Origin of the sequence: Demequina muriae (genome assembly GCF_030418295.1) — a bacterium.
Classification (GTDB): Bacteria; Actinomycetota; Actinomycetes; order Actinomycetales; family Demequinaceae; genus Demequina; species Demequina muriae.
Map to the genome: position 1 here is coordinate 1,808,717 of NZ_JAUHQA010000001.1, position 23,199 is coordinate 1,831,915.

The 23,199-nt window shown below is 71.1% G+C and carries 18 protein-coding genes; 7 read left to right on the plus strand and 11 right to left on the minus strand.

Annotated features, from left to right (window positions below):
• Positions 1-169: 169 nt before the first annotated feature.
• The 7 genes from QQX02_RS08535 to QQX02_RS08565 form a co-directional block, all read right to left on the minus strand.
• Positions 170-1,654 (minus strand): hypothetical protein, encoded by a 1,485-nt coding sequence (locus tag QQX02_RS08535; RefSeq protein WP_301142445.1) that lies wholly within the window; start codon positions 1,652-1,654, stop codon positions 170-172.
• A 204-nt stretch (positions 1,655-1,858) separates the two neighbouring features.
• Entirely contained in the window at positions 1,859-2,065 is a 207-nt protein-coding gene (locus QQX02_RS08540) for a hypothetical protein (RefSeq protein WP_301142446.1), read from the minus strand.
• The gene (locus QQX02_RS08545; RefSeq protein ID WP_301142447.1) at positions 2,038-3,411 is read right to left on the minus strand and encodes an aminopeptidase P family protein; all 1,374 of its coding nucleotides are present in this window, start codon (positions 3,409-3,411) and stop codon (positions 2,038-2,040) included. The genes QQX02_RS08540 and QQX02_RS08545 overlap by 28 nt, the downstream gene beginning before the upstream one ends.
• Positions 3,412-3,476: 65 nt before the next feature.
• Positions 3,477-5,132: a dipeptide ABC transporter ATP-binding protein gene (locus tag QQX02_RS08550; RefSeq protein ID WP_301142448.1), complete on the minus strand. Its 1,656-nt coding sequence runs from the start codon at positions 5,130-5,132 to the stop codon at positions 3,477-3,479.
• A complete protein-coding gene (locus QQX02_RS08555) occupies positions 5,129-6,034 on the minus strand; it encodes an ABC transporter permease (protein WP_301142451.1) in 906 nt (301 codons plus the stop codon). The genes QQX02_RS08550 and QQX02_RS08555 overlap by 4 nt, the downstream gene beginning before the upstream one ends.
• Entirely contained in the window at positions 6,031-6,999 is a 969-nt protein-coding gene (locus tag QQX02_RS08560) for an ABC transporter permease (RefSeq protein ID WP_301142452.1), read from the minus strand. The genes QQX02_RS08555 and QQX02_RS08560 overlap by 4 nt, the downstream gene beginning before the upstream one ends.
• A 4-nt stretch (positions 7,000-7,003) precedes the next feature.
• Entirely contained in the window at positions 7,004-8,551 is a 1,548-nt protein-coding gene (locus QQX02_RS08565) for an ABC transporter substrate-binding protein (RefSeq protein ID WP_301142453.1), read from the minus strand.
• A gap of 182 nt (positions 8,552-8,733) precedes the next feature.
• On the opposite strand from QQX02_RS08565, the gene QQX02_RS08570 reads away from it, so the two are divergent.
• A complete protein-coding gene (locus QQX02_RS08570; RefSeq protein WP_301142456.1) occupies positions 8,734-9,447 on the plus strand; it encodes a DUF1028 domain-containing protein in 714 nt (237 codons plus the stop codon).
• A 20-nt stretch (positions 9,448-9,467) separates the two neighbouring features.
• Here the strand turns inward: QQX02_RS08570 and QQX02_RS08575 are convergent, their stop codons facing one another.
• Complete coding sequence (locus QQX02_RS08575) at positions 9,468-10,073, minus strand: helix-turn-helix domain-containing protein (protein WP_301142458.1); 606 nt, start codon at positions 10,071-10,073, stop codon at positions 9,468-9,470.
• Positions 10,074-10,129: 56 nt separating this feature from the next.
• On the opposite strand from QQX02_RS08575, the gene QQX02_RS08580 reads away from it, so the two are divergent.
• Positions 10,130-10,966 carry a PHP domain-containing protein gene (locus QQX02_RS08580; RefSeq protein WP_301142459.1) on the plus strand — a complete coding sequence of 279 codons (837 nt, stop codon included), beginning with the start codon at positions 10,130-10,132 and terminating at the stop codon, positions 10,964-10,966.
• Positions 10,967-11,031: 65 nt separating this feature from the next.
• On the opposite strand, the gene QQX02_RS08585 is transcribed toward QQX02_RS08580, so the two are convergent.
• On the minus strand, positions 11,032-12,738 hold the full coding sequence (locus tag QQX02_RS08585; protein WP_301142460.1) for a DEAD/DEAH box helicase: 1,707 nt from the start codon (positions 12,736-12,738) through the stop codon (positions 11,032-11,034).
• A 201-nt stretch (positions 12,739-12,939) separates the two neighbouring features.
• Between QQX02_RS08585 and QQX02_RS08590 the strand changes: the two genes are divergently transcribed.
• Positions 12,940-13,446, plus strand: a complete 507-nt coding sequence (locus tag QQX02_RS08590; protein WP_301142461.1) for a gluconokinase — start codon at positions 12,940-12,942, stop codon at positions 13,444-13,446.
• 18 nt (positions 13,447-13,464) lie between these two features.
• Here the strand turns inward: QQX02_RS08590 and QQX02_RS08595 are convergent, their stop codons facing one another.
• The gene (locus QQX02_RS08595) at positions 13,465-13,683 is read right to left on the minus strand and encodes a DUF3107 domain-containing protein (protein WP_062131881.1); all 219 of its coding nucleotides are present in this window, start codon (positions 13,681-13,683) and stop codon (positions 13,465-13,467) included.
• Between the two features lie 50 nt (positions 13,684-13,733).
• Between QQX02_RS08595 and QQX02_RS08600 the strand changes: the two genes are divergently transcribed.
• From QQX02_RS08600 to QQX02_RS08615, 4 genes are read left to right on the plus strand one after another with little or no spacing between them, the layout of a single operon-like run.
• Positions 13,734-14,690 (plus strand): DUF3152 domain-containing protein, encoded by a 957-nt coding sequence (locus QQX02_RS08600; protein ID WP_301142464.1) that lies wholly within the window; start codon positions 13,734-13,736, stop codon positions 14,688-14,690.
• A gap of 50 nt (positions 14,691-14,740) precedes the next feature.
• Positions 14,741-15,715 carry a DUF368 domain-containing protein gene (locus QQX02_RS08605; RefSeq protein ID WP_301142465.1) on the plus strand — a complete coding sequence of 325 codons (975 nt, stop codon included), beginning with the start codon at positions 14,741-14,743 and terminating at the stop codon, positions 15,713-15,715.
• 57 nt (positions 15,716-15,772) lie between these two features.
• On the plus strand, positions 15,773-18,955 hold the full coding sequence (locus QQX02_RS08610) for an ATP-dependent DNA helicase (protein ID WP_301142467.1): 3,183 nt from the start codon (positions 15,773-15,775) through the stop codon (positions 18,953-18,955).
• Positions 18,952-22,242, plus strand: a complete 3,291-nt coding sequence (locus QQX02_RS08615; RefSeq protein ID WP_301142468.1) for an ATP-dependent helicase — start codon at positions 18,952-18,954, stop codon at positions 22,240-22,242. The genes QQX02_RS08610 and QQX02_RS08615 overlap by 4 nt, the downstream gene beginning before the upstream one ends.
• Here the strand turns inward: QQX02_RS08615 and QQX02_RS08620 are convergent, their stop codons facing one another.
• Positions 22,243-23,172, minus strand: a complete 930-nt coding sequence (locus tag QQX02_RS08620; RefSeq protein ID WP_301142469.1) for a macrolide 2'-phosphotransferase — start codon at positions 23,170-23,172, stop codon at positions 22,243-22,245.
• Between the last annotated feature and the right edge of the window lie 27 nt (positions 23,173-23,199).

Here is a 23,199-nt window from a genome sequence, read left to right on the forward strand (position 1 = left end):
TGCGAAGCGGCTGAGGGGTGCTCAGGTGCCAACGCCGAACCCCCGCCGGGTATGCCCGGCCTGCGGGCGCATCGGCCGCCGCTCCGTTGAGCGCGCGGGAAGTGCAGGGGTGCACGCTGCCGGCCCACACGTGCGCCCGTGCACTGCTGGGAGACGGCGCGTGGCGCGTTCAGCGCGGCGCGGAGCCGCTTACGGGTTCGGACTCGGGCTCGGGCGTCGCTGCGGGCTCGCGCGCACGCATCACCCGCGAGGTGATCAGGTGGATCGCCGTCGCCAGCGCGAAGGCCCCCGCGAACAGCAGGAGCGCCATCACCGGGTTCTCCATGAGCGTGGGGTCGACCACCATGACGGCCGCGAGCACCAGCATCGTGACGCCCGCGAACAGCTTGAGGAGCTCGCCGTGCTTGTCCTGGAGCTTGGTGGCACGCATGGTCGCGACCGCGATGCCGAAGATGATCAGCTCGTCGAGCAGGAACGGGACCATGTAGGCGACGAACAGCCCGGCGGTCTCCGCGACTCCCACGCCGTTGGCGTGCAGCATGCCCGTCCACAGCACGGGGAAGCCCGCAGTGCAGGGGGTCTCGAGCAGCGACACCCCGACGGCCAGCACGACCGTCGCGCCCAGCGCCGGGACCAGCGCCTTGGTGCCAGCGGCCTCGCGCATGCGCTTGTAGATGCCGGGCTTGTCCTCCTTGCGGATCGTGAAGGACAGGCCCTTGCCGAACGCGAAGTAGTCCTTGACCGACACGATGCCGAACGTGCCCGCGATGATCGCGACCGCGATCTGGATCCACCCCATGAAGCCCACGACCGCGAGGGCCGAGTAGAACGCGGCCATGTACAGCGCGTACATGATTGCGGTGACCGTGAGGAACGTGGTGCCGATCGCGAGCACGCGGCGACGCGACCGGGTGCGCAGCACGATCGCCAGCAGGATCGACAGCACCCACAGGGAGCACGGGTTGATGCCGTCCACGAAGCCGATCACGATGGTAGAGAACAGCAGCGAGTCGGCACCGACCGAGACGTCGCCGACGAGCGGCACGTCGATCGTGGTCTCGGGGGGCTCGGAGCTGCACAGCCCCTCGTCCTCCGAGCAGGTGCCTGCGCCGGCCGTGCCGAAGACTCCGGGCTGCGGGGCGCGGCCGTTCTCCACGGCGGCGATCGCTCCCGCCATGTCCTGCTCGATCTGGTCCGTCCAGCCGATCCACACGCGCTCGCCGATGATCGTCGTGGGCACCGAGCCGGCCTCGAATCCGAGTCGTTCGGCCTCCTGGGCGAACAGCTCCTGGTTGGCCGGGTCGTTCCACACCTCGTACTGCGCGATGGTCAGGTCCGGGTGCTGCACCTCGACCTCCTCGAGCCACCCGCGCTCGGCCTCGCAGTTGGGGCAGCCGTCGCCCCAGAACAGCACCAGGTCCGCGTCGGGGTCCACGCCCGACGCGGGGGCCTCACGGGTCTCGGCGGTCACCCGGGCATCGGCGACGAGGAGATCGGGGCCCGATGCGGTCACCGTGGGAGCGGAGTCGTCACCTGCGCCGATGAGCGCGGCGATGGCGTTGCCGCCGGAGAGCGCGAGCAGGGCCAGGGCGAGCAGCGCACCGCACAGGATCGCGAGTGCGCGCTGGGCGCGCGTGGCGGGGACGGCGGGCATCGGCGCTCCTTGCCTGAGTGCGATGGATCGATGACGGGTGCCGCCAGGCTACGAGCGAGAAGAGCGTGAGCGACGGGCCCTAGGTCCCGCCGGGGTGACAGTGTGCACGAGGCTCGGATCGCCCGAGTGCGAGCGACGCCGTCCCCGTTCACGAGGGATTCGGTGGCTCAGTTGATCCGGTCCAGGTGTACGCGGAGGCGCCGCTCAGTACTCGATGCCCGTCGCGAGCCCAGCGAGAGAGGCGTAGGAGGTCTCGCATCGGCCGCCGTCGTCGCCGTCCGAGCACGCGCCGACTATGCCGACCGGGCAGAACAGCACGCCGGCGACGAGCGCGACCCAGCCCCAGCGCCAGAGCGCCCGCCGTCGCTCGCTCCACCCGCGCATCAGACCCGCCGGTGCGTCCGCATCCACGCCTCGACCGCATCGGGCTCGCGGGGGAGAGCCGCGGAGAGGTTCTCGACCCCGTCCTCGGTCACCAGCACATCGTCCTCGATCCGGATCCCGATGCCGCGCAACTCGGCAGGCACCGCCAGGTCGTCGGCCTTGAAGTACAGCCCCGGCTCGATCGTGAACACCATGCCGGGCACCAGAGGCCCGTCCATGTACAGCTCACGCTTGGCGGCCGCGCAGTCGTGCACATCGAGCCCCAGGTGGTGCGACGTCGAGTGCACCATCCAGCGGCGGAACAGCTTGGACTCGGGATTCTCGGCTTCGGGCACGATGCCCCACTCGGTGAGGTGACGCTCGATGACGTCCATCGCCGCCTCGTGAACGTCGCGGAAGCTCACGCCCGGCCGCGCGGCAGCGAAGGCCGCATCGGCCGCCTCGAGAACCACCTCGTAGACGCGCCGCTGCACAGCGGTGAACTCGCCATTGACGGGCATCGTGCGGGTGAGGTCCGCCGTGTAGAGGCTCTCGACCTCGACGCCCGCGTCGAGCAGCAGCAGGTCGCCGTCGCGGACCTGGCCGTGGTTGGTGATCCAGTGCAGCGTGGTCGCGTGAGGGCCAGACGCCGCGATGGTCTCGTAGCCCACCGTGTTGCCCTCCTCGCGCGCGTGGCCGTCGAATGTCGCCTCGACCACGCGCTCGCCGCGCTTGTGGGCGATCGCCCGTGGCAGCTCGCCCACCACGCGCTCGAATCCCGCAACGGTGGCGTCGACAGCGTCGCGCAGCTGCTGGACCTCGTACTCGTCCTTGACCAGGCGCATCTCGGCCAGCGCGCGCTTGACCGGCTGATGCGGGTGGGAAGCCAGGCGGATGTCGCGGGGCAGCTCGGAGAGTGGCGCGGTCGCGATCCCGGTCATGGCGGCGAACTCCTCCAGTCCGGGCCTGCGCCCGATCCAGAACTCGCCCGAGCGGGGGTCCGAGTAGAAGCCCTCGTCATCCCGGCCCGCGGGAGGGGTGAGGTAGAGCGTGGAGGTGTGGCCCGCATCGGCCGGCTCCATGACGAGCACCGCGCCGGGTTCGCGGTCGGTGCCGAGACCGGTGAGGTACGCGAAGTCGCGGTCGGGGGTGAAGCGGTAGTCGGTGTCATTCGAGCGCACCTTGAGGTCTCCTGCGGGAGCGACGATGCGGCGGCCGGGAAAGCGCTCGGAGAGGCGGCGGCGGCGCTCGGCCGCAAACGGCGCGGAGGCCATCGCGGTGGTCTCGAGGTCCTCCGGCTCGGCCCACTCGGAGCCGATCCACGCCTTGAACTCCTCGTTGTCGGGCCGGAGCGCCCGCGCCTTGTTGGTCTTGTCTGGCTGCTCGTCGTTCACGCGACTATGGTCGCACGGCGCGCGGCAGCTCCGGCCTCATTCCGCGCCCCGGTGGCAGCGCCGCTCTAGGTAGCAGCACGGGGGCGCTCGGGCGGGACGGCTGCCAGCAGGTCGCGGGTGTACTCGGCCTGGGGGCCGGCGAAGAGCTCGGGCGTGGGACGGTACTCCACGGCTTCGCCATGGCGCAGCACGAGGACGTCGTGGCTCATCTCGTGCACGATCGCGAGGTCGTGGGCGATGAACACGAACGTGAGCCCCAGCTCATCCTGGAGCCGGCGCAGCAGTTGCAGCACCGTCGCCTGGATCGAGACATCCAGCGACGCCGTCGCCTCGTCGAGGATGATGACGTCGGGCTCGAGAGACAGCGCCCGTGCGATGGACACCCGCTGACGCTGGCCGCCCGAGAGCTCATGCGGGTAGCGCGAGGCGAACTCCTCCGGGAGGCCCACCTGATCCAACAGCTCGACGATGCGCGCTCGCCGTGGCTCTCCCGGTGGGGTGAGGCGGTGCACCGACAGCGGCTCGTCGATCGCATCGGACACCCGCCGGCGCGCATTGAGCGACGAGAACGGGTCCTGGAAGACCATCGCCACCCGCCGACGGGTCGCGCCACTGCCGCGACCGTGCACCGAGAGCAGATCGATGGGATCGTCCTCGGCCCGGCCGGGAGAGTGCAGCATCGCCGTCCCGGCCTGCGCCTCCACCAGCCCGGTCAGGGCGCCCGCGATCGTGGACTTGCCTGAGCCCGACTCGCCCACGATGCCGAGCGTCTGGCCGCGCCGCACCTGGAAGCTGACGTCCTTGACCGCGTGCACGTGCGAGCGTCCGGTGGGCGTGGTCACGGGATAGGAGACGTCGAGGTTCCGGACGTCCAGGACGACGGGCGAGTCGGCCTCCGGGGCGAGGGGAACGGACCGTGACAGCAGTGGACGTGCCGCGAGGAGCCTCTGGGTGTAGTCGTGGCGCGGGTCATCGAACACGTCGACGACGGGACGGTGCTCGATCATGTCGCCTGCGCTCAGTACGGCGACGTCATCCGCCACCTGGCCGATGACGCCGAGGTCGTGGCTGATCCACACCACGGCGGTGCCACGCTCATGCTGCAGGTCGCGGACGAGGTCGATGATCTGCGCCTCGGTCGTGACGTCCAGCGCGGTGGTGGGCTCGTCGGCCACCAGCAGCTCGGGATCGCACGCGAGCGCCACGGCGATCATCACGCGCTGACGCTGCCCGCCGGACAGCTGGTGGGGGTAGGAGCGCAGCCGGTTCTGGGGGTCCGGGATGCCCACGGCCTCGAGCAGCTCGGCGGCCCTAGTCGCTGCCTGTCTGCGCGTCATCCGCCGATGCGCCTGGAGCGGTTCGGTGATCTGGCGTTCCAGCGTGAGCAGGGGGTTGAGGGACGTGGACGGGTCCTGGAACACGAAGCCGACCTTGCTGCCGTGCACGGAGCGCAGGGTGCGTGCCGAGGCGGACACCATGTCGAGATCGCCCAGTCGGCTCGTGCCCCGCACTCGGGAGGCCGGGGCGTCGAGCAGACCCGTCGCCGCGAGCACCGTCATCGACTTCCCCGAGCCTGATTCGCCGACGATGCCCAGAGTGCCGCCTGGCTCCACCTGGAAGCTGATGTCCCGCACGATCGAACGACGGCCGATGTCCACCGCAAGATCCGAGACGGTGAGGACGGGATCCGTGCGCGTGGCTCTGCTCCGAGAGGTGGTCATCGGCGGGCCCTCGCTTCCATGATCGTGCGCTGGCGCGGGTCCAGGACGTCCCGCAGCCCGTCGCCCACCAGGTTGAAGGCGAGGACCGTGACGAGGATCGCGAGACCCGGGAACACCCCGAGCCACCATGCGCTCTCCAGGAACGGCCGCGCGTCGGACAGCATGCCTCCCCACGACGGGGCGGGCGGCTGCACCCCCAGGCCGAGGAACGACAGCGAGGCCTCGGACAGGATCGCGAACGCGAGCGACAGCGACGTCTGCACGATGATCGGCCCGGTGATGTTCGGGAGCACGTGGCGAGACAGGATGTAACCGCGGCCGGTGCCCATGGTGTGAGACACCTGGACGAACGGCTGCACGCTCACGGAGAGCGCCGATGCCCTCGCCACGCGCGCGAAGATGGGGGTGTAGACGATGCCGATCGCGAGCATCGTCGTGGCCATCCCGGGACCGAGCACGGCGATGATCGCGAGGGCGAGCAGGATGACCGGGAACGCGAACATGACGTCGACGCCGCGCATCAGCACCGCGTCGAGCTTTCCGCCGATGAAGCCCGACACGATGCCCAGGGTGACGCCGAGCACGAAGGCGAAGGCGACCGATGCCAGCGCGACGATGAGTGACACTCGCGTCGCCATGAGGACGCGCGAGAACACGTCTCTGCCCAGATCGTCGGTGCCGAACCAGTGCTCGGCGGACGGCGCCTGCAGGGCGCCGGGGACATTGATGACGTTCACGCCGTGGGGAGCGATCAGCGGCGCGAACGCGGCGATCAGCACGACGAGGATGAGGACGATCGAGGACGCGACCGTGACCGGATTGCGCAGCAGCAGGCGCCACGACGCGAGGCGCGCACCGGTCTCGGCGGTCGGCGCGGACGAGGGTTCGGGGATGGCGGTCATGACAGCCGGATCCGTGGGTCGACGACCGCGTAGAGCAGGTCGACGAGCAGGTTGACGGCGAGGAAGATCACGGCGATGAGCAGCACCGCGCCTTGGATCACCGGGTAGTCGCGCACGCCCACGGCGTTGTAGACGAGGCTCCCGAGCCCCGGCCACGCGAAGACGACCTCGACCACGATGACTCCTCCCAGGATGGTGGCGAACTGGATTCCTGCGATCGTCAGCACCGGGATCAGGGCGTTGCGGCCGATGTGGCGTGCGATGACCACGCGCGGCGCGATGCCCTTGGACTTCGCGGTGCGCACGTAGGGCATGGACGCTACCTCGAGAACAGCGGCCCGGATGTACCGCGTCATGATGGCTCCGGCCACGAGGCCGACGGCGGTGGCCGGCAGGATCACGTGCGACAGCCACGGTCCCAGGCCCTGGGACAGCGGCACATAGCCGGAGCTCGGAAGCAGGCCGAACGTCGCCGAGAAGATCATGATGAGGAGCAGCCCCATCCAGAAGTCGGGAATCGAGACGCCGAACTGGCTGCCGACCCGCACGATCATGTCCGACACGCGGCCCTCGTGCAGGGCCGCCCACGTACCGGCGACGACGGCGATCACCAACCCGATGAGGATTCCGGTGAACGCGAGCGAGAACGTGGCGGGCAGTCGGTCGGTCAGCAGCGCCGTCACCGGCTGGCCCGAGCGGAAGCTCACGCCCAGGTCGCCGGTGACGGCACTGCCGAGGTAGTTGACGAACTGCAGGAGCAGGGGACGGTCCAGTCCGGAGGCCTCGCGCAGCACGGCGTAGGCCTCGGGCGTGTAGCGGGTGCCGAGCGCGATGCGCACAGGGTCGCCCGGCACCAGCTGCACCAACGAGAACACCACAACCATGACGCCGAACAGCACGACTGCGGACTGTGCCAGCCGTCGCAGCAGGAATCGCAGCGTCGGGCTCGTGAGGACCGCCCCCACCGTCCTAACCCGTCAGTTCCACCGAGCGGAACCGGATGGCTCCGTCGGACCGGACCGTGTAGCCGGACAGCTCCGGCGACCAGGCCTGGATGACGGCGGGGTTGTAGAGGTAGATGTACGACGCGTCGTCGGCGATCATGGTCGCCGCCTCAGCGTAGAGATCACGGCGCGCGTCGGCGTCGGTCTCGGTGCGTCCCGCCTCGAGTAGAGCGTCCACGTCCGGGTTCGAGTAGCCCTGGAAGTTGAAGCCGCCCTCGGAGTGGTGCTGCGCGTAGTAGAAGTCGTCGGGATCGAGGTTGCCGAGCCACGACAGCATGAACATGTCGAAGTTGCCCTCACCCTGCTCGGCGAGCCACGTCGCGAAGTCGACCGTGCGGATCTCGACGTCGATGCCGTACGGCTCGAGGTTGTCGGCCAGGATCTGCGCCGTGAGCTCGGTCTCCGAGTACTCGCTCGTCGCCAGGAAGTCGATGGTTCCTCCGGTGAAGCCCGCTTCGTCGAACAGCTCCTGAGCGCGCTCCGGGTCGTACGAGTACTCGTCGTACTCGGTGAACCACGCCGACTGCTCGGGGATGGCGAGCTGGTTGAGCACGCCGGTGCCGTACGTCGTGGCCTGCAGGATCGCCTCGCGGTCGATCGCGTACGCGACCGCCTGGCGCGCGCGCACGTCGTCCCACGGCGCGTTGTTCTGGTTCAGCGCCAGGTACCAGTAGTCGGTGCTGGGCTCGATGGCGAGCTCGCTGTCGCCGCCGGAGAGGGCCTCGACCTGCTGCACCGGCACGGAGTCGGTCCAATCGATCTCGCCGTTCTCCAGTGCGGTGATGGCGGTTGAGCCCTCGGAGATGAAGCGGAACTCGACCCCAGGCACGCTCGGTGCATCGCCCCAGTAGTCGGGGTTCGCGGTGAGGGTGATGTGGTCGCCACTGACGTAGTCGGCGAACGAGAACGGGCCGGTCCCGACCGGGGCGCTGACGATGTCGCCGGAGGTCACGTTGTCCTCGCTGACGATCGCCATGCCCTTGTAGCCGCCGATGAGGGCGAGAAGGTTGGGCGTCGGCTGTGCCACCGTGATCTCCACGGTGGAGTCGTCAGGCGCGGTCACCGACTCGATCGCGGCGAACCGCCACGAGGGTGTGAGCTCCTCATCGATGATGCGCGTGTACGAGTAGACCACGTCGTCGGCGGTGAACGCGGAGCCGTCGTGGAACGTCACGTCGTCGCGCAGGTCGAAGGTCCAGGTGAGCTGGTCGTCGCTGATCTCCCACGATTCTGCGAGCGCCGGCTGCATCTCGAGGCTGTCGTCGGGCTCGACGAGGGTGTCGAACACGTTCTCGAGCACCTGGAACGAGAAGTACGCGGACGTCACATGCGGGTCGAGCTGGTCTGGCTCACCGGCGATCGCGGCGACCAGCGCGTCGGAGCTCGGCTCGACCTGTCCGTCGGCGGTCGACCCGTCGCCGTCCAGATCGACAGCGTCGCCGCCGCCGGAGCACGCAGACAGGGCGAGCACTCCTGCGGCCATGGCCGCTATAGCTGTACGTGTAGTTCTCACGGTCTTCTCCTCACCATCACTTTGCTGATATTTGAATCAGTATGTGGCACCATAGTGCTCATCACAAGGCGGGGAAGGTCACGAAACAACAAATTTACAATCCCACGTGGTCGCCGGACATGCGCTCCCTCCCTCGCTCACCCGGGAGCGCACGGCACCGAAGCGTTTCGCACTGGAGGGGCATGACCTACAGCATTCTCGCGGTCGATCGCGCGCACCGTGCGATCGGGATCGCGACCGCGACGTTCTCCCTGGCGGTCGGCAATTCGGTGCCGGCCATCGACCCCGCCGCGGGCGCGGTGGCGAGCCAGGCCTGGCCCAACCGCGACCTCCGCCACCTCGCCCTCGAAGCGCTGAGGGACGGAGCGCAGCCCGCCTCCGCCCTCGCATCGGCCCTCCGCACGGATGGCGGAGCGGCCTACCGGCAGCTCGCGGTGATGGGACTCGACGGCGCGTGGGAGGTCCACACCGGCGAGAGCTGCACTCCGTGGGCGGGTCACCGTGCGGTCGACGGGATGGTCATCGCCGGCAACTATCTGGCTGGCTCGCATGTGCTCGACGCCGCGGCCGACGCCTGGGGCGCGACCCCCGATCTTCATGCTGATGTCCCACCGGACGAGGTCGTCGACACGGCAGGTCGCCGCGCCCAGCGCGCCGTTCCGCAGGCGTCAGTGGCGCTCGCGAAGCGGCTCGTCGCCGCACTCCTCGCTGCGGAGGACGCGGGTGGCGACGCTCGAGGAAGGCAGAGCGCATCGCTGATCGTGTCGTCACGCGGAGAACGCGTGCAGTGGCCGCCAGCGACCGACATCGACCTCAGAGTCGATGACGATGACCGCGGTCCCTACGCGTTGGCGGCGCTGCTCGACCACCGCCTCGGGACCCGCGCGGCGGACTGAGCCGTCAGTCCTCGAAGGGTTCAGTCCTCGAAGGGGCTGACGGCCCCGAGCACGATCGTGGGCTCGTCCGCACCGTTGGCCCACCAGTGCGACGTCGAGCAGCGGTACGACACCGTGTCGCCTGGGGCGAGCTCCATGCGCCGCTCGCCGTGCTGCACCACCAGCAGCCCCTGCTCCACCACCACCGCCTCGGTGCCCGCGTGCCGGAAGGGCGAGGCTTCGTTGGAGAATCCGATGGGCAGCGTGGACCGGATCAGCTGCAGGTTCGAGCGGCTGCGGGGGGTGAGCAGCTCCCGCCTCACCTGACGTGCGAGGTCCGACCCGCCGTATACCGGGAGCAGGTGGCGCGCATCCGCCCTCACCACCATCGAGTCGCCATCAGGGGCGTCGAGCAGCCTGGAGATGGGCACCTCGAGTGCCGCGGCGAGGCGCGTGAGCGAGTTCACCGAGGGGTTCCCCAGGCCGCGCTCGAGCTCGCTGATGGATCCGAAGCTCACGCCCGCACGCGTGCTGAGTGCTTGCAGGCTCAGGTGGAGCCGCTTGCGCTCCCTGCGGAGGTTGTGTCCGATCGCGACCACCACAGCCGCCGCGTCGTCGAGACGCGGCGCGGGGTCAGAATCGTGCATAGTGCGCCAGCGTACCGCTCACGCGGGCGCGCGCTCGTGCCGCGTACGCTGGCGGCATGCGGATCGACCTCCACACCCACTCGACTGTCTCCGACGGCACGGGTGCGCCCTCGCAGGTGATGCGGGAGGCGGCGGAGGCAGGGCTCCACATCGTGGCGCTCACGGACCACGACGCCATCGACGGCTGGGAGGAGGCCGCGGCCACGGCGGCCGATGCGGGGCTCGGCTTCGTGCCCGGCATCGAGGTCTCGTGCCGGCACCACGGCATTTCGATCCATCTGCTCAGCTACTGGCACCGCGCCGATGACGCCGATGCGATCGCGATGCTCGCCCGCACGAGGGACGCGCGCGTGCATCGTGCCCGAGAGATCGTCGAGAAGGTGGGCGTCGACTATCCCGTCACGTGGGAAGCGGTGGCGGAGCTGGCGGGGGACGCGGCCACGGTCGGCCGGCCCCACATCGCCGATGCGCTCGTCGCGCAGGGTGTCGTGCCCACCCGGGACGAGGCCTTCGAGCACATTCTGGCCGGCAACTCCCGCTACTACGTGCCGCACTACGCGCCCGAGGTGACCGACGCGGTGCGGACGATGCGCGCCGCCGGCGGGGTCACGGTGTTCGCACACCCGGGGGCCGATGCGCGCGGCCGGATCGTCACCACGTCCGTCATCGAGTCGATGGCGAAGGCCGGGCTGGTGGGACTCGAGATCGATCACCGCGACCACGACGAGCGTCAGCGGGAGCGCTTGGCGCGCATCGCGTCACGCCTGGGCCTGGTGCGCACCGGTGCGAGCGATTATCACGGCACGGGCAAGCGCAACGCGCTGGGGGAGAACCTCACGGACCCGAGGTCGTTCCTCGCACTCGAGAGGGCACGGGTGAGCCGGGACCGCTGAGCGGTCTCGCGGCGAGCTCGCCGCCGGGACGGAGGGCTGGGCCATGACGGCCCAGCCCTGTCACGTCAGTCCTGCGACTGCGACGGCTGTCCGCCCTGGCCGCCGCTGCGGCGACGGCGGCGGTTGCGCTTGCGCGGCTGACCGCCTTCACCGTCACGGCTGGGCTGAGCTGACGAGTGGTCCGCGCCGGACTGGGGGCGGTCCGAGCCGCCGCCTTCGGCGCCCGAGCGCTCCTGGCGTCGACCGCCCTCACCGCGTCCGCCACTGTCGCGGCTCCCGCCGTCACGACCACGTCCACGGCCCTCGCCGCGTCCGCCGCCATCGCGGCTGCCACCGTCGCGGCTGCCACCGTCGCGGCTGCCACCGTCGCGGCCACGGCCTTCGCCGCGTCCGCCACCGGGGCCGCCGCGTCCACGCCCGCCGTCACGTCCACCGCGGTCGCCGCCGGGCTTCTTGCCGGTCTCGCCGAGGTCCTCGAGCGTCTCGCCCTCGAGGCCTTCGAGCTTGCGCTCGCTGCGGGGCAGGCGGCCCTTGGTTCCCACGGGGATGTTCAGCTGCTCGTACAGGTGCGGGGAGTTCGAGTACGTCTCCTCGGGGTCCGGGTAGCCGAGGTCGAGCGACTTGTCGATCATGGACCAGCGGGGAAGGTCATCCCAGTCCACGAACGTCACGGCGACACCCGTCTTGCCGGCACGGCCCGTACGGCCGATGCGGTGCAGGTACGTCTTCTCGTCCTCGGGGCACTGGTAGTTCACGACGTGCGTGACGTCGTCGACGTCGATGCCGCGTGCGGCCACGTCCGTCGCCACGAGCACATCGATCTTGGTGTGGCGGAAGGCGCGGAGCGCCTGTTCACGGGCGCCCTGCCCCAGGTCGCCGTGCAGCGCGCCGGCGGCGAATCCGCGGTCGCGCAGCTCGTCGGACACCTTGGCCGCGGTGCGCTTGGTGCGCGCGAACACGATGGTCCGGCCACGGCCCTCGGCCTGCAGGATCCGCGCGAGCACCTCGACCTTGTCCATGGCGTGGGCCCGGTAGAGGAACTGCGTGGTGGCCTTGACGGTGGCGCCGTCGTCATCCGGGTCGGCGGCGCGGATGTGCGTGGGCTGGAGCATGTAGCGGCGGGCCAGCTGCACCACGGGACCGGGCATGGTCGCGGAGAAGAGCATCGTGTGGCGCGAGGCGGGCGTCGCGGCGAGCAGGCGCTCCACGTCGGGCAGGAACCCGAGGTCGAGCATCTCGTCGGCCTCGTCGAGCACCACCGTGCGGACGTAGCGCAGGTCCAGGTGTCCCTGGTTGAGCAGGTCGATCATGCGGCCGGGGGTGCCGACCACGACCTCGACGCCCTTGTTGAGCATGTCGATCTGGGGCTCGTAGGCACGGCCGCCGTAGATCTGGGCGATCCGGGTGGAGCGCTTCTTGGACGCCGTCTGGAGGTCGCCTGCCACCTGCACCGCGAGCTCGCGGGTAGGGGCGACGACCAGTGCCTGCGGCTTTCCGGGTGCATCGAGCTCGTCATACCCGGGCTCGCCGGGGGAGACGGTGCGGTGCAGGAGCGGCACGCCGAAGCCGAGCGTCTTGCCCGTTCCGGTCTTGGCCTGGCCGATGATGTCGTGGCCGCCGAGCGCGACCGGGAGGGTCATCGCCTGGATCGGGAACGGGTTCACGATGCCGCCCTCGGCGAGGGCCTCGGCGATCAGTGGGTTGATCTTGAAGTCCGCGAAGCTCTGGTCCGCGGTATGCACACTGGCGTGCGTCTGAGTGGTCTCAGTCATGGTGGTGAAGATCCTTGGGGTGATTCGCGGGCGCGAGGTGTCGCGTCCTGTCGGCGGGCAGCCGATCGCGAATCATTGTCCTTGCGGCCTTCGCTATCTCCAGCGGCGCCGCGCTTCCATGACGACCGGTCAGCCCCGGGTCGCGTTCATTCTAGCCCCCGCGGCGACTCGCGGCCAGGAACCCCGTCTACGCTGTCGCACATGCGCGTGGTGGTGATGGGTGTGACAGGGTGCGGAAAGTCGACCGTAGGGATGCGACTCGCGCACGAGCTCAAGGCTCAGTTCTGCGATGGTGACGACCTGCATTCGGCGACGGCCATCGCGAAGATGGCCGCGGGCATCGCGCTGACGGACGAGGACCGGTGGCCGTGGCTCGACGCCGTGGCCACCTGGCTGGAGGGGCAGGACCGCGGCATCGTCGCGTGCTCGGCGCTCAAGCGCGTCTACCGCGACTGCATCCGCGACGTCGCGGGCGACTCAGTGGTCTTCGTCCACCTCGCCGCTCCGCAGAGCGTGCTCGAGCCTCGGGTCCGCAGGCGTGCCGAGCACGACGGACACTTCGCGCCCGCCGGGCTGCTGGACTCTCAGTACGCCGTGCTCGAGCCCCTCGAGGCCGATGAGCTGGGCGGCAAGGTGCCGGTGCATCGGCACTCTCCCGAAGGAGCGACGCTCGTCGCACGCGCGATCGTCGAATCTGCGCGCCGGTAGCGCGCTGGCCGTGGCGCCTCAGGCGTTGAAGCCCACGCGCCGCTTGGTCTCCTCGCCGATCTCCACATAGCCCAAGGAACCGGACGGGACGACGACCCGGCGACCCTTGTCGTCGGTGAGGTCGAGAGTGGCTCCCGCCACCGCTGCGGACACCGCCTCGGCCACCGCATCGGCCGTCATGTCGGACTCGATCACGATCTCACGGGAGACGTTCTGAACGCCGATCCTGACTTCCACGCTGACCTCCTGGGGTCTGTTCACTGCTGGCTACTGATTATCGTAGGGGGGTGAGTGATGGTGGCAGACGCGTGTTCGCGGGCAGGGGAATCTCCCTGCCCACCCTGGGATCGATCGCCCTCGTCGTGGTCGTCGCCTTCGCGGCGGGCATCGGCGTGGGCTGGGGTACGGGTCTCGTCGCCGACCGTCTCGCCGCCCCGGAGCCCAGCGTCTCCGCGACGCCGAGCGCCTCGGCCACCCCCACCGTGGCGGTGAGCATCCCGCCACTCGATCCGATCGACCGCGACGTCGACGAGGCGGACGCGCTCGCGGGAATCGCCTTGCTCGACGTCGTGCGCGAGGGCGATGGCAGCTTCGCCACGGTCACCACCGACGGCGAGCCCTCCGGGGGCGGCGCGTCGGTGCGGTGGGTCCGCGTCGAGTACGAGGAGGGGCTGAACATGAACGGCAGCGCCCTCGGGCAGTTCGTGCTCGACACCCTCAATGATCCGCGTGGCTGGGGAGCCAGGGGACGCTTCGAGTTCGTGCCCACCGGTGGGGCCCCCGACCTCCGCATCGTGCTTGCGAGTCCGTACACGGCCGCCGCGACCTGCCCCGATCCTCATGCGACCGCGCCGGCGGGAGCGCTCGTCGACCCGTCGGCGACGCCCGAGCCGGCGGTGGACCCCTCCACCGCCGCATCGGCCGATCCCGATGCCTCGGCCGAGGCGACCAGCTGTGCGGACCAGGGGCTCGTGATGCTCAACCACTACGACTGGCTCCGGGGACTCGACGCCTACGGAGACGACCGGTCGGGCGCTCGGGCCTACCTGATCAACCATTTCGTGGGCCACGCCCTGGGCGATGAGGACGTCGAGTGCACGTCCGGTCGAGCGCTGGTCATGGCCGATCAGAGCGACCTCGCCGGGGACTGTGATCCGAACCCCTGGCCGTGGCCCGACGAGCCCGTGCCAGAGCCGAGCCCGTCGGCCGATGCCACGGCCGCCACGCGCGACGACGAGGGGTAGGGCGCACCGCCAGGGGTGGCACGGCGCGCGGCGTCGGTAGACTCCCCGGCATGCCCGACCTCGCTCCCGCCGACCACGCCGCGCCCAGCCGACGGCGACGCCTCGGCACCGCCGGGCTCAACGTGCTGCGCGGTGGTGTGATCGGAGCCGTCGAGGTCGTCCCCGGGGTCTCGGGCGGGACCTTGGCGCTCGTCGTGGGCGTCTATGAGACCCTCATCACGTCCGCAGGCGAGCTCGTGCGAGGGGTCGTCACTGGGGCCACGGGACTGCTGCGCCGCACCGGCCTGGAGCGGTCGCGTGCACACTTCGCTCGCGTCCGCTGGGGCGTGATCCTCCCGGTGGGCGTGGGCATGCTCACGGCGATCGTGCTCGTGTCCGCGACGCTGGCGCCGCTCATCGAGGATCACCCGGTGCAGACGCGGGCGCTCTTCGCGGGTCTCATCGTTGCGTCGCTCATCGTTCCCACGCGCATGGTGGGCCGGTGGGGAGCGCGCGAGGTCGCCGTCGCCGTCGCGGGTGCCGTGGCCGCGTTCCTGCTGACCGGACTGACGGGCGTCGAGCGCGCGGATCCGTCGTTGTGGCTCGTCATGGGGGCGGCGTCACTCGCGGTCTGTGCGCTCGTGCTGCCGGGCGTGTCCGGGTCCTTCCTGCTGCTGGTGCTCGGGATGTACGCGTCGACGCTGGCGGCCGTCAACGACCGCAACCTGGCCTATCTCGGAGTCTTCGCCGCGGGCGCCGTCATGGGCCTCGCGGTGTTCGTCACCGGGCTGCAGTGGATGCTCGCGCACCACCATGCGCTGACGCTCGCCACCATGACCGGCCTGATGCTGGGATCGCTCCGGGCGCTGTGGCCGTGGCAGGGCGACGACGCGTCACTGCAGGCGCCGTCGGGTGACCTCGGGCCCGTCATCGCCCTGTTCGTGGTGGGGATCGCGGCCGTGGGCGCGCTGCTCGTGCTCGAGCATGTCGCGTCCCGCCGCACCGATGCAGCCGTGCCGACCACCGGTGCCACCGCGGACCGCTGACCCCGTGCCCCCGTGCCCCCGTGCCGGCATGTCGGAACCGTGTGGTGAGGTGATGCCATGACCCGGATCCGACTCGTCGCCCCCGGACCCTCGCCCATCGGCCCTCCCCTGGATGAGGGACAACGGTCGGCAGTGAGCGCCGTCGTCGCCGGCCCGGAGCACGTGGTGGTCACCGGCGCACCCGGCACCGGAAAGACCACCGCCGCGCTCGCGGCGACCGTGTCCGCGGTCGACGCTGGGATGCGGCCCGAGCGCGTGCTGGCGATCGCCCCGACACGGAGGGCCGCGGCGGACCTCCGGGACCGTGTGAGCGTCGCGATGGGCCGGCCCACCGGAGTCCCGATGGTGCGCACGTCGGCCTCAGCGGCGCACATGGTGCTCACGGCACAGGCGCATTCCCTGGATCGTCCTCCTCCGGCGCTCATCACGGGGGCGGAACAGGATTCGATCCTGCGCGAGCTGCTCGCGGGCCATGCTCGCGGCGAGGGCGCGCGCGTCGACTGGACGGGAGTGGTGCCTCCCGAGTCCACCGCGCTGCCAGGCTTCCGTGGCGAGCTGCGCGACCTGCTGATGCGCGCCGCCGAGTCGGGCCGCACCGCAGGCGAGCTGCGCGAGCTCGGCGAGCGAGCCGAGCGCCCGGAATGGGTCGCTGCCGCCGCAGTCATGGACGAGTACGAGCTCGTCACTGCGCTCCGCACCATGCCGGCGGACCAGGGCGAGCGGCACGACCCCGCGACCGTGGCCGCTCAGGCGGCGTGGGTGCTGGAGCATTGGCATGACGTCGCCGATGGTCCCGTTCCCACCTGGGACGTCGTGATCGTCGACGATCACCAGGACTCGACCGCCGCCACCACGGCGCTGCTGCACGCGATGGCGATGCGGGGCGCCCGTCTGATGCTGCTCGGGAACGCGGATGAGGCGGTGCAGGGCTATCGTGGCGCTCGGCCGCACGGCCTCGCCGAGGCGGTGGGTGGTGCGCTGGGTCCCGCGCGGCATGTCGAGCTCACCGAGGCCCACCGTCAGGCGCCCGCACTGACCAGGGTCGCCGCCGCCGTCGCCGAGCGCATCGGCGTGAAGGGGGTGGGGTCGGCCCGCGCCGCTCACCGCCTGGTGCCCCCCGCGGAACCGGCGGTGACGGTGCTCACTGCCGCCCACGCGTTCGGCCAGTCGCGCGCCATCGCCGCGGCGCTCCGGCGGGCTCGCCACGGCCTTGACGGGCCGTCCACCCCATGGGGACGCATGGCGGTCATCGCGCGGTCGAGCGCGCAGCTGCGCGCGTTGCGGTCGGACCTGCTCGGCGCCGACATCCCCTGCGAGGCGCTCGGCGACGGCACGGCGCTCCACCGCGAGCCATCCGTGGCGCCTCTCCTCGACATCGTGCGCATCGGCCTGGGGGACGAATGGGACGAGGACCGCGCCCTCGACGTGCTCGGCTCCAGGCTCATCGGCCTCGATGCCGTCGCGCTGCGTCGACTGCGGCGTGCCCTGGTACGGGAGGAGCGGTCCGGCGGTGGCGGTCGGTCCAGCGCAGAGCTGCTCGTCGAGGCCATGGCCGACCCCGCCCGGTGGGCGTCGCTGGACGTGCCCGAGGCCCGGCACGCCGCGCGCGCATCGCGGGCGGTGGCCGCCGTGCAGGCGCGGTCGCGTGAGCCGGGCGCGACTCCCGGCGCGGTCCTGTGGGCGGCGTGGGACGCGGTGGGCGTCGCCGACTCGTGGCGAGAGTCGGCGATTGCGGGATCCGCGAGAGACGACGCGGACCTCGATGCCGTGATCGCGCTCATGCGCGCGGCCCAGACCTACTCGGAACGGTTGCCGCAGGCCGACGCCACGGCCTTTCTCGCTCATCTCGAGGGCCAGGACTTCGCTGCCGATTCGCTGGGAGCCCGGGGCCAATCGACCGATGTGGTGTCGTTCTGCACCCCCGCCTCCGCGGCCGGGCGGGAGTGGGACGTCGTGGCCGTGGCGGGGGTCGAGGAGGGGGCATGGCCGGACCTCCGTCTACGTGACTCGGTGCTGGGTGCGCAGGCCTTCGCGGAGCTCGTCGCGGACGGGCCGGTCACGAACGACCAGGTCGCAAGCGCTCGCGGCCCGCGGGACCTCCACGGCGCGCGCCGCGCAGTGCTCGACGACGAGACTCGGGCGCTGCTCGTGGCCGTCTCCCGGGCGCGCCACCGGCTGATCGTCACCGCGGTCGACGACGGCGAAGCCCGGCCGTCTCGCTACCTGCCGCTGATCGAGGACGCCGCGGGAGTGGCGAGGTCGGACGCCTCTGCCGCCCGGGGCGTCGCCGACCTGCGTGGCGCGGTCGCCAGGCTCCGCATCGACGGACTCGAGGCCACACGGCGGCTCGACGACGACCCCGCGGACGGCGGGGCGGCCGCCACGCTCGAGGGTGCGTCGGCTCAGTTGGCCCGACTGATCGACGCCGGAGTGCCGGGAGCAGACCCGGCCGAGTGGCACGGGGTCGCGGAGATCACGACGACCGAGGGCTTCTGGGATGAGGACGCGGAAGTGCGAGTCTCCCCCTCGCGCCTCGACGCCGTGCGCGCGTGCGCCCTGAAGTGGGCTCTCGAGACTGCCGGCGGGACGATCGAGAGCAGCGATGCGCAGCACGTGGGCCTGCTCGTCCACGAGATCGCCGCAGAGTTCCCCGACGGTGGCGAGGACACGATGCTCGCGGAGCTCGAGCGTCGCTGGAAGGAGATCGGCGGCACGGACACCTGGCTCGAGCGGCTCCAGCTGGACAGCGCACGGGACATGGTGCGCCGGCTTGCGCGCTATCTCGAGGGGGTGACCGCGGATCGCGTGATGGTCGAGCAGGGCTTCGGAGTGGTGTTCGGCAAGGCCCGGGTGTCCGGCATCGCCGATCGGGTGGAGATCGTGGGCGACGTGGCACGCGTCGTGGACCTCAAGACCGGTCGCAAGATCACCGCGGCGGAGGCGGCTGACCATGGTCAGTTGATGCTCTACCAGCTCGTGGCGAACCACGGCGCGTTCGAGGGCGTCTCCCGCGCGACCGATGCTGCGCTGGTGTTCGTCGGCGACGGTGCGGCGCGCAAGGGCTCGGTCGTTCCGCAGGCCGCGATCGATGAGACCGAGGCCCGCGCTGAGCTCGACTCCGCGGTGGGCGCCATGCGCGCCCAGACGTTCCTCGCCACGCCCAACCCCATGTGCGCGCACTGCCCCATCCGGCGATCATGCCCGGCGCACGCCGTCGGGGGTCAGGTGAGTGACTCGTGACCGACGACGGCATCGTCAAGGGCCAGGGACGGCGCGTCGAGGCGCTCGCGGAGCTGATCGCCCCCGGCCGGCCACCCACCGCGGAGCAGGCCGCCATCATCGGTGCCGGCACGGAGCCGATGCTCGTCGTGGCCGGAGCGGGCTCCGGCAAGACGGAGACGCTGTCGATGCGCATCGTCTACCTGCTGGACCATGCCCAAGAGCTGTTCGGCACCGACATCGCTCCCGACGAGATCCTGTGCCTGACCTTCACCAGGAAGGCGGCCGCCGAGATCGCCGAACGCGCCGACGAGCGCATCTCCCGCGTGTGGGACGCGGTCGAGACCGGCCCGGACGGTCGCGAGCGTCGGCGCCGCGATCCCGAGCGGCCCGCGCCGACGGTCGCCACCTACAACGCCTATGCCGCGGCGCTGGCCTCCGAGCATGGCCTGCGGGTCGGCGTGGACCCAGACTCGACCGTCGTGACGGACGCCGCCCTGTGGCAGCTCGCGGCACGTGCTCTGGAGGAGTGGACTGCGGCGCTCGAGACGGACGCGGCTCCCGGCACGGTGCGCGGGTCGCTGCCGCGGCTCGCGGCGCAGATGCGCGAGCACGGGGTCAGTCCCGCAGCGATGCGGGAGTGGCTGGCGGACACGCTGTCGTTCGTCGAGGGCCTCCCCAAGAAGGTCGGCGACGGCATCCCCGGAACCATGACCGCGACGCTTGCGGGCCGAATCGGCAAGCTGCGCACCCTGCTCGGGATGACCGATCTCGTCGAGGACTTCCAGAGGCGCAAGCACGAGGGCGCGCTGCTCGACTTCTCCGACCAGGTGGCCGTCGCCGTCGACCTGGCTGGCCTGCCGGCCGTCCAGCAGATCGAGCGGTCGCGGTACCGGGCGGTGCTGCTCGACGAGTTCCAGGACACGTCCCCTGCCCAGCTGCGGCTGTTCGGAGAGATGTTCGGCGCGGAGCACCCGGTGATGGCGGTCGGGGACCCCAACCAGGCCATCTACGGATTCCGAGGGGCGTCCGCGGCCGCGCTGGAGGACTTCGTGACGCTGTTCGGGGGTCCTGAGTGCGTCCGACAGGCGAGCCTGTCCGTCTCGTGGCGCAACGAGGGCGCGATCCTGGACGTGGCCAATGCGTCCGCTGAGCCGCTGCGCGAGGCCACCAGCGTTCCCGTCGAGCGGCTCGTGTCACGAGCGGCGCTCCAAGGAAGGCCAGAGCCGACGCGGGACGCCCCTGGGGTCGAGGCCCACATGGCGGCCACCGAGGAGGACGAGGCCACCGTCGTCGTCGACTACCTGCTCGCACGCCGAGAGGCGCTGGGTCATGGGCGGCCGTGGCGCGGCTCCGACGGCGCATTCGTCACGGACGGTGCCGGTCGAGCCACGCCCCGCATCGTCGAGGCAGCGGTGCTCTGCCGCCGTCGCGCGACCATCCCTCTCGTGGTCGACGAGCTCGAGCGCCGGGGCGTCGACTACGAGGTCGTGGGACTGGGCGGGCTGCTCGACACGCCCGACGTGGCCGACCTCGTGGCGCTGCTCGAGGTGGCGCACGATCCGTCCCGCGGTGACGCGCTGATGCGGCTGCTCACGTCCGAGCGCGTCAACTTGGGCCCGCGTGACCTGATGGCGTTGCGCGACCGTGCCGAGGTGATCGCGGGTGGCCGGGCGGAGCGCGAGGGCGCGCCCAGCATCGTCGATGCGCTCGAAGACCTCCCGCCCGTCGGATGGGTCTCGTACGAGGACCGGGCCCTGACCAGCGAGGCACGATCCCGCCTCGAGCGCCTGCGGCGGGCGATCAGGCAGCTGCGCGAGCACACGTACCTGCCGCTGACCGAGCTCATCGCGTTCGCCGAGCGGGTGTGGTGTCTGGACATCGAGGCTGAGGTCGCGCGGCCCGACGGGCGCGTGCGCCGCAACGTGGACGCGTTCCTGGACGCGGCCCGCACCTTCGCGCAGGGCGCCGAGCACGCGACGCTCGGCTCCTTCCTGCACTGGCTGGACGCCGCGCGCAGCGAGGAGCGCGGACTCGACGCCCCCGTCAAGGATCCCGAGCCGGGGGCGGTGCAAGTGCTCACCGTCCACTCCGCCAAGGGGCTCGAGTGGGACGTGGTGGCCGTGCCCGGAGCCACCGATGGCCGCTTCCCGATGTTCATGCACTTCCATGGCAAGCACGAGGACGGCGCGTGGCTGAGCGGGGACCCTGAAGTGCCGTGGGCCCTCCGCATGGACGCCCGCAGCCTCCCGGACTGGCATGTGCACCGCGCGGTCGACCACGCGAGCCTGGGCGACACCATCACCAATTTCCGTACGGCGGCTGGCCTGCACCGGCTCGATGAGGAACGACGTCTGTTCTACGTCGCTCTCACCCGCGCGCGAAGCCACGTGCTGGTGTCCGGCTCCTGGTATGCGGGCGGTCGGACGGTGCGAAGGCCGTCACCATTCGTGACGGAGCTCGTTGACGCAGGGCTCCTCAGCGACGCTGACTGGGCGCCGGAGCCCGAGGACGACGCCGAGCCGCCGGAGCCACCGCTGCACGTGGGCGCCTGGCCGCGGCCCGATTCACCTGCGCGTGCGCGTCGACGCTCGCTGGCCGCTGCCGTGCGCCGCGGCGCACCCGACGGGGTGGAGCCCGCGCACCTGCCGCTGGCGGCCGAGATCGCGGCCATGCTGGACGAGCGCGAGCGCCGGATGAGCGGACCGCCCGAGGTTCCGCTGCCTGCGCACCTGTCGGCATCGGCGCTCGTCGCGATGCGTCGCGACCGGGACGCCTTCGCGATCCAGCTGCGCAGGCCGGTGCCGCAGGAGCCGTCGCTGGCCGCCCAGCGCGGCTCCGCCCTCCACGCGTGGATCGAGACTCAGTACGGCCATGTGCCCCTTCTCGCGCCCGAGGACCTGGACCCGGACGGCGACGTGTCGGCGGACGTCGCAGGGCTCAGGGCGACCTTCGCGGCCTCGGAGTGGGCGAGCAGGCAGCCGAGTGATGTCGAGGTGGACGTCGAGGTTCCGCTCGCCGGGGTGACGATACGCTCGCGCATCGACGCAGTGTTCCCGGCCGGCGGGGGACTGGACCGCGTGACCGTGGTCGACTGGAAGTCCGGCCGTCCGCCGCGCGATCCGGACGAGCGTGCCGCCCGCGAGGTGCAGCTGGCGGTGTACCGGCTGGCGTGGTCGGAGTGGAAGGGCATCGCGCTCGACGAGGTGGATGCGGCGTTCTACTACGTGGCCGACGACGTCACGGTGAAGCCTCGCGCACTCCTGTCGCGCGAAGAGATCATCGCGCTCATCTCCGGCGACGAGTGATCAGCCCTCGTCGTCGAACAGCAGGGCCTCGAGGTCGGCGAGCATGCCGGCGCCGTCCGAGATGACGTCGTCGTTCTCGGTCCGCACGCCGTACATCATCCACTGCAGGAGCGCGAGCTCCGACGACAGTCGGGCGCGGTCGAGCAGGTGCGGGTCACGGGTCTCGCGCCGAGCCATGCGATAGGCCTCGACCACGGACTCGAGCGAGTCCTCCGGGGCGGCGGCGACCAGCCATGCGAGGTCGTCGGCCGGATCCGCCACCCGGGCGTCCATCCAGTCGACGATTCCGGAGACGCGGTCGCCGGTCACCATGATCTGGTGCTCGCCGAGGTCGCCATGCACCACGGTGGGTTCGAATCGCCACCACGCCACGTTCTCGAGCTGGTGCTCCCACCGATCTGCCAGCCGAGGAGGAACCTGACCCGTCTGAATGCCGGCGTCGAGCTCCGCCATGCGCCGCGCGCGATACTCCTCGGCGGAGTAGGCGGGCAGGCCGGCGTCCTCGACCAGCGACGGCGACAGCTCGTGGACCTGCGCAAGAGCGCGTCCCACCGCGGCCGAGAGGCCTGGCCCGGGCTCGAGCCGCGACAGCACGAGCGCGCTGCCGCTGACCTCCGAGTAGACGACGGCACGCCCGCCCTCCGCCTCCGGTAGGGACGCGGTGCCGCGCGGCCGCGGCACGTCGAACGAGAGCAGTCCTGTGTCATGGGCGCGCGCCAGAGCGTCGAGGAGGCCTCGTTCCGCCTCGAGAGCCGCACCGGCAGCAGGGCGTTTGGGTGCCCGGACGATCCATCGCGTGCCGGTCGCGTCCTTCACGACCACCACATCGAAGTCTGCATCGGTGTGGGGGCTCCGCAGCACGTCGTACACATCGAGTCCAGGGACGGCGACAGACGCGAGAGCGGCGAGGGCGAGCGGCGAACGTGGCACGCCCTCACGATAGGACCTCGCCCGACC

Excerpts from the sequence above, each read along its gene's own strand:
- QQX02_RS08535 (WP_301142445.1), bottom strand. The coding sequence starts at position 1,654 with ATGCCCGCCGTCCCCGCCACGCGCGCCCAGCGCGCACTCGCGATCCTG.
- QQX02_RS08550 (WP_301142448.1), bottom strand. The coding sequence starts at position 5,132 with ATGACCACCTCTCGGAGCAGAGCCACGCGCACGGATCCCGTCCTCACC.
- QQX02_RS08555 (WP_301142451.1), bottom strand. The coding sequence starts at position 6,034 with ATGACCGCCATCCCCGAACCCTCGTCCGCGCCGACCGCCGAGACCGGT.
- QQX02_RS08570 (WP_301142456.1), top strand. The coding sequence starts at position 8,734 with ATGACCTACAGCATTCTCGCGGTCGATCGCGCGCACCGTGCGATCGGG.
- QQX02_RS08575 (WP_301142458.1), bottom strand. The coding sequence starts at position 10,073 with ATGCACGATTCTGACCCCGCGCCGCGTCTCGACGACGCGGCGGCTGTG.
- QQX02_RS08580 (WP_301142459.1), top strand. The coding sequence starts at position 10,130 with ATGCGGATCGACCTCCACACCCACTCGACTGTCTCCGACGGCACGGGT.
- QQX02_RS08585 (WP_301142460.1), bottom strand. The coding sequence starts at position 12,738 with ATGACTGAGACCACTCAGACGCACGCCAGTGTGCATACCGCGGACCAG.
- QQX02_RS08590 (WP_301142461.1), top strand. The coding sequence starts at position 12,940 with ATGCGCGTGGTGGTGATGGGTGTGACAGGGTGCGGAAAGTCGACCGTA.
- QQX02_RS08605 (WP_301142465.1), top strand. The coding sequence starts at position 14,741 with ATGCCCGACCTCGCTCCCGCCGACCACGCCGCGCCCAGCCGACGGCGA.
- QQX02_RS08610 (WP_301142467.1), top strand. The coding sequence starts at position 15,773 with ATGACCCGGATCCGACTCGTCGCCCCCGGACCCTCGCCCATCGGCCCT.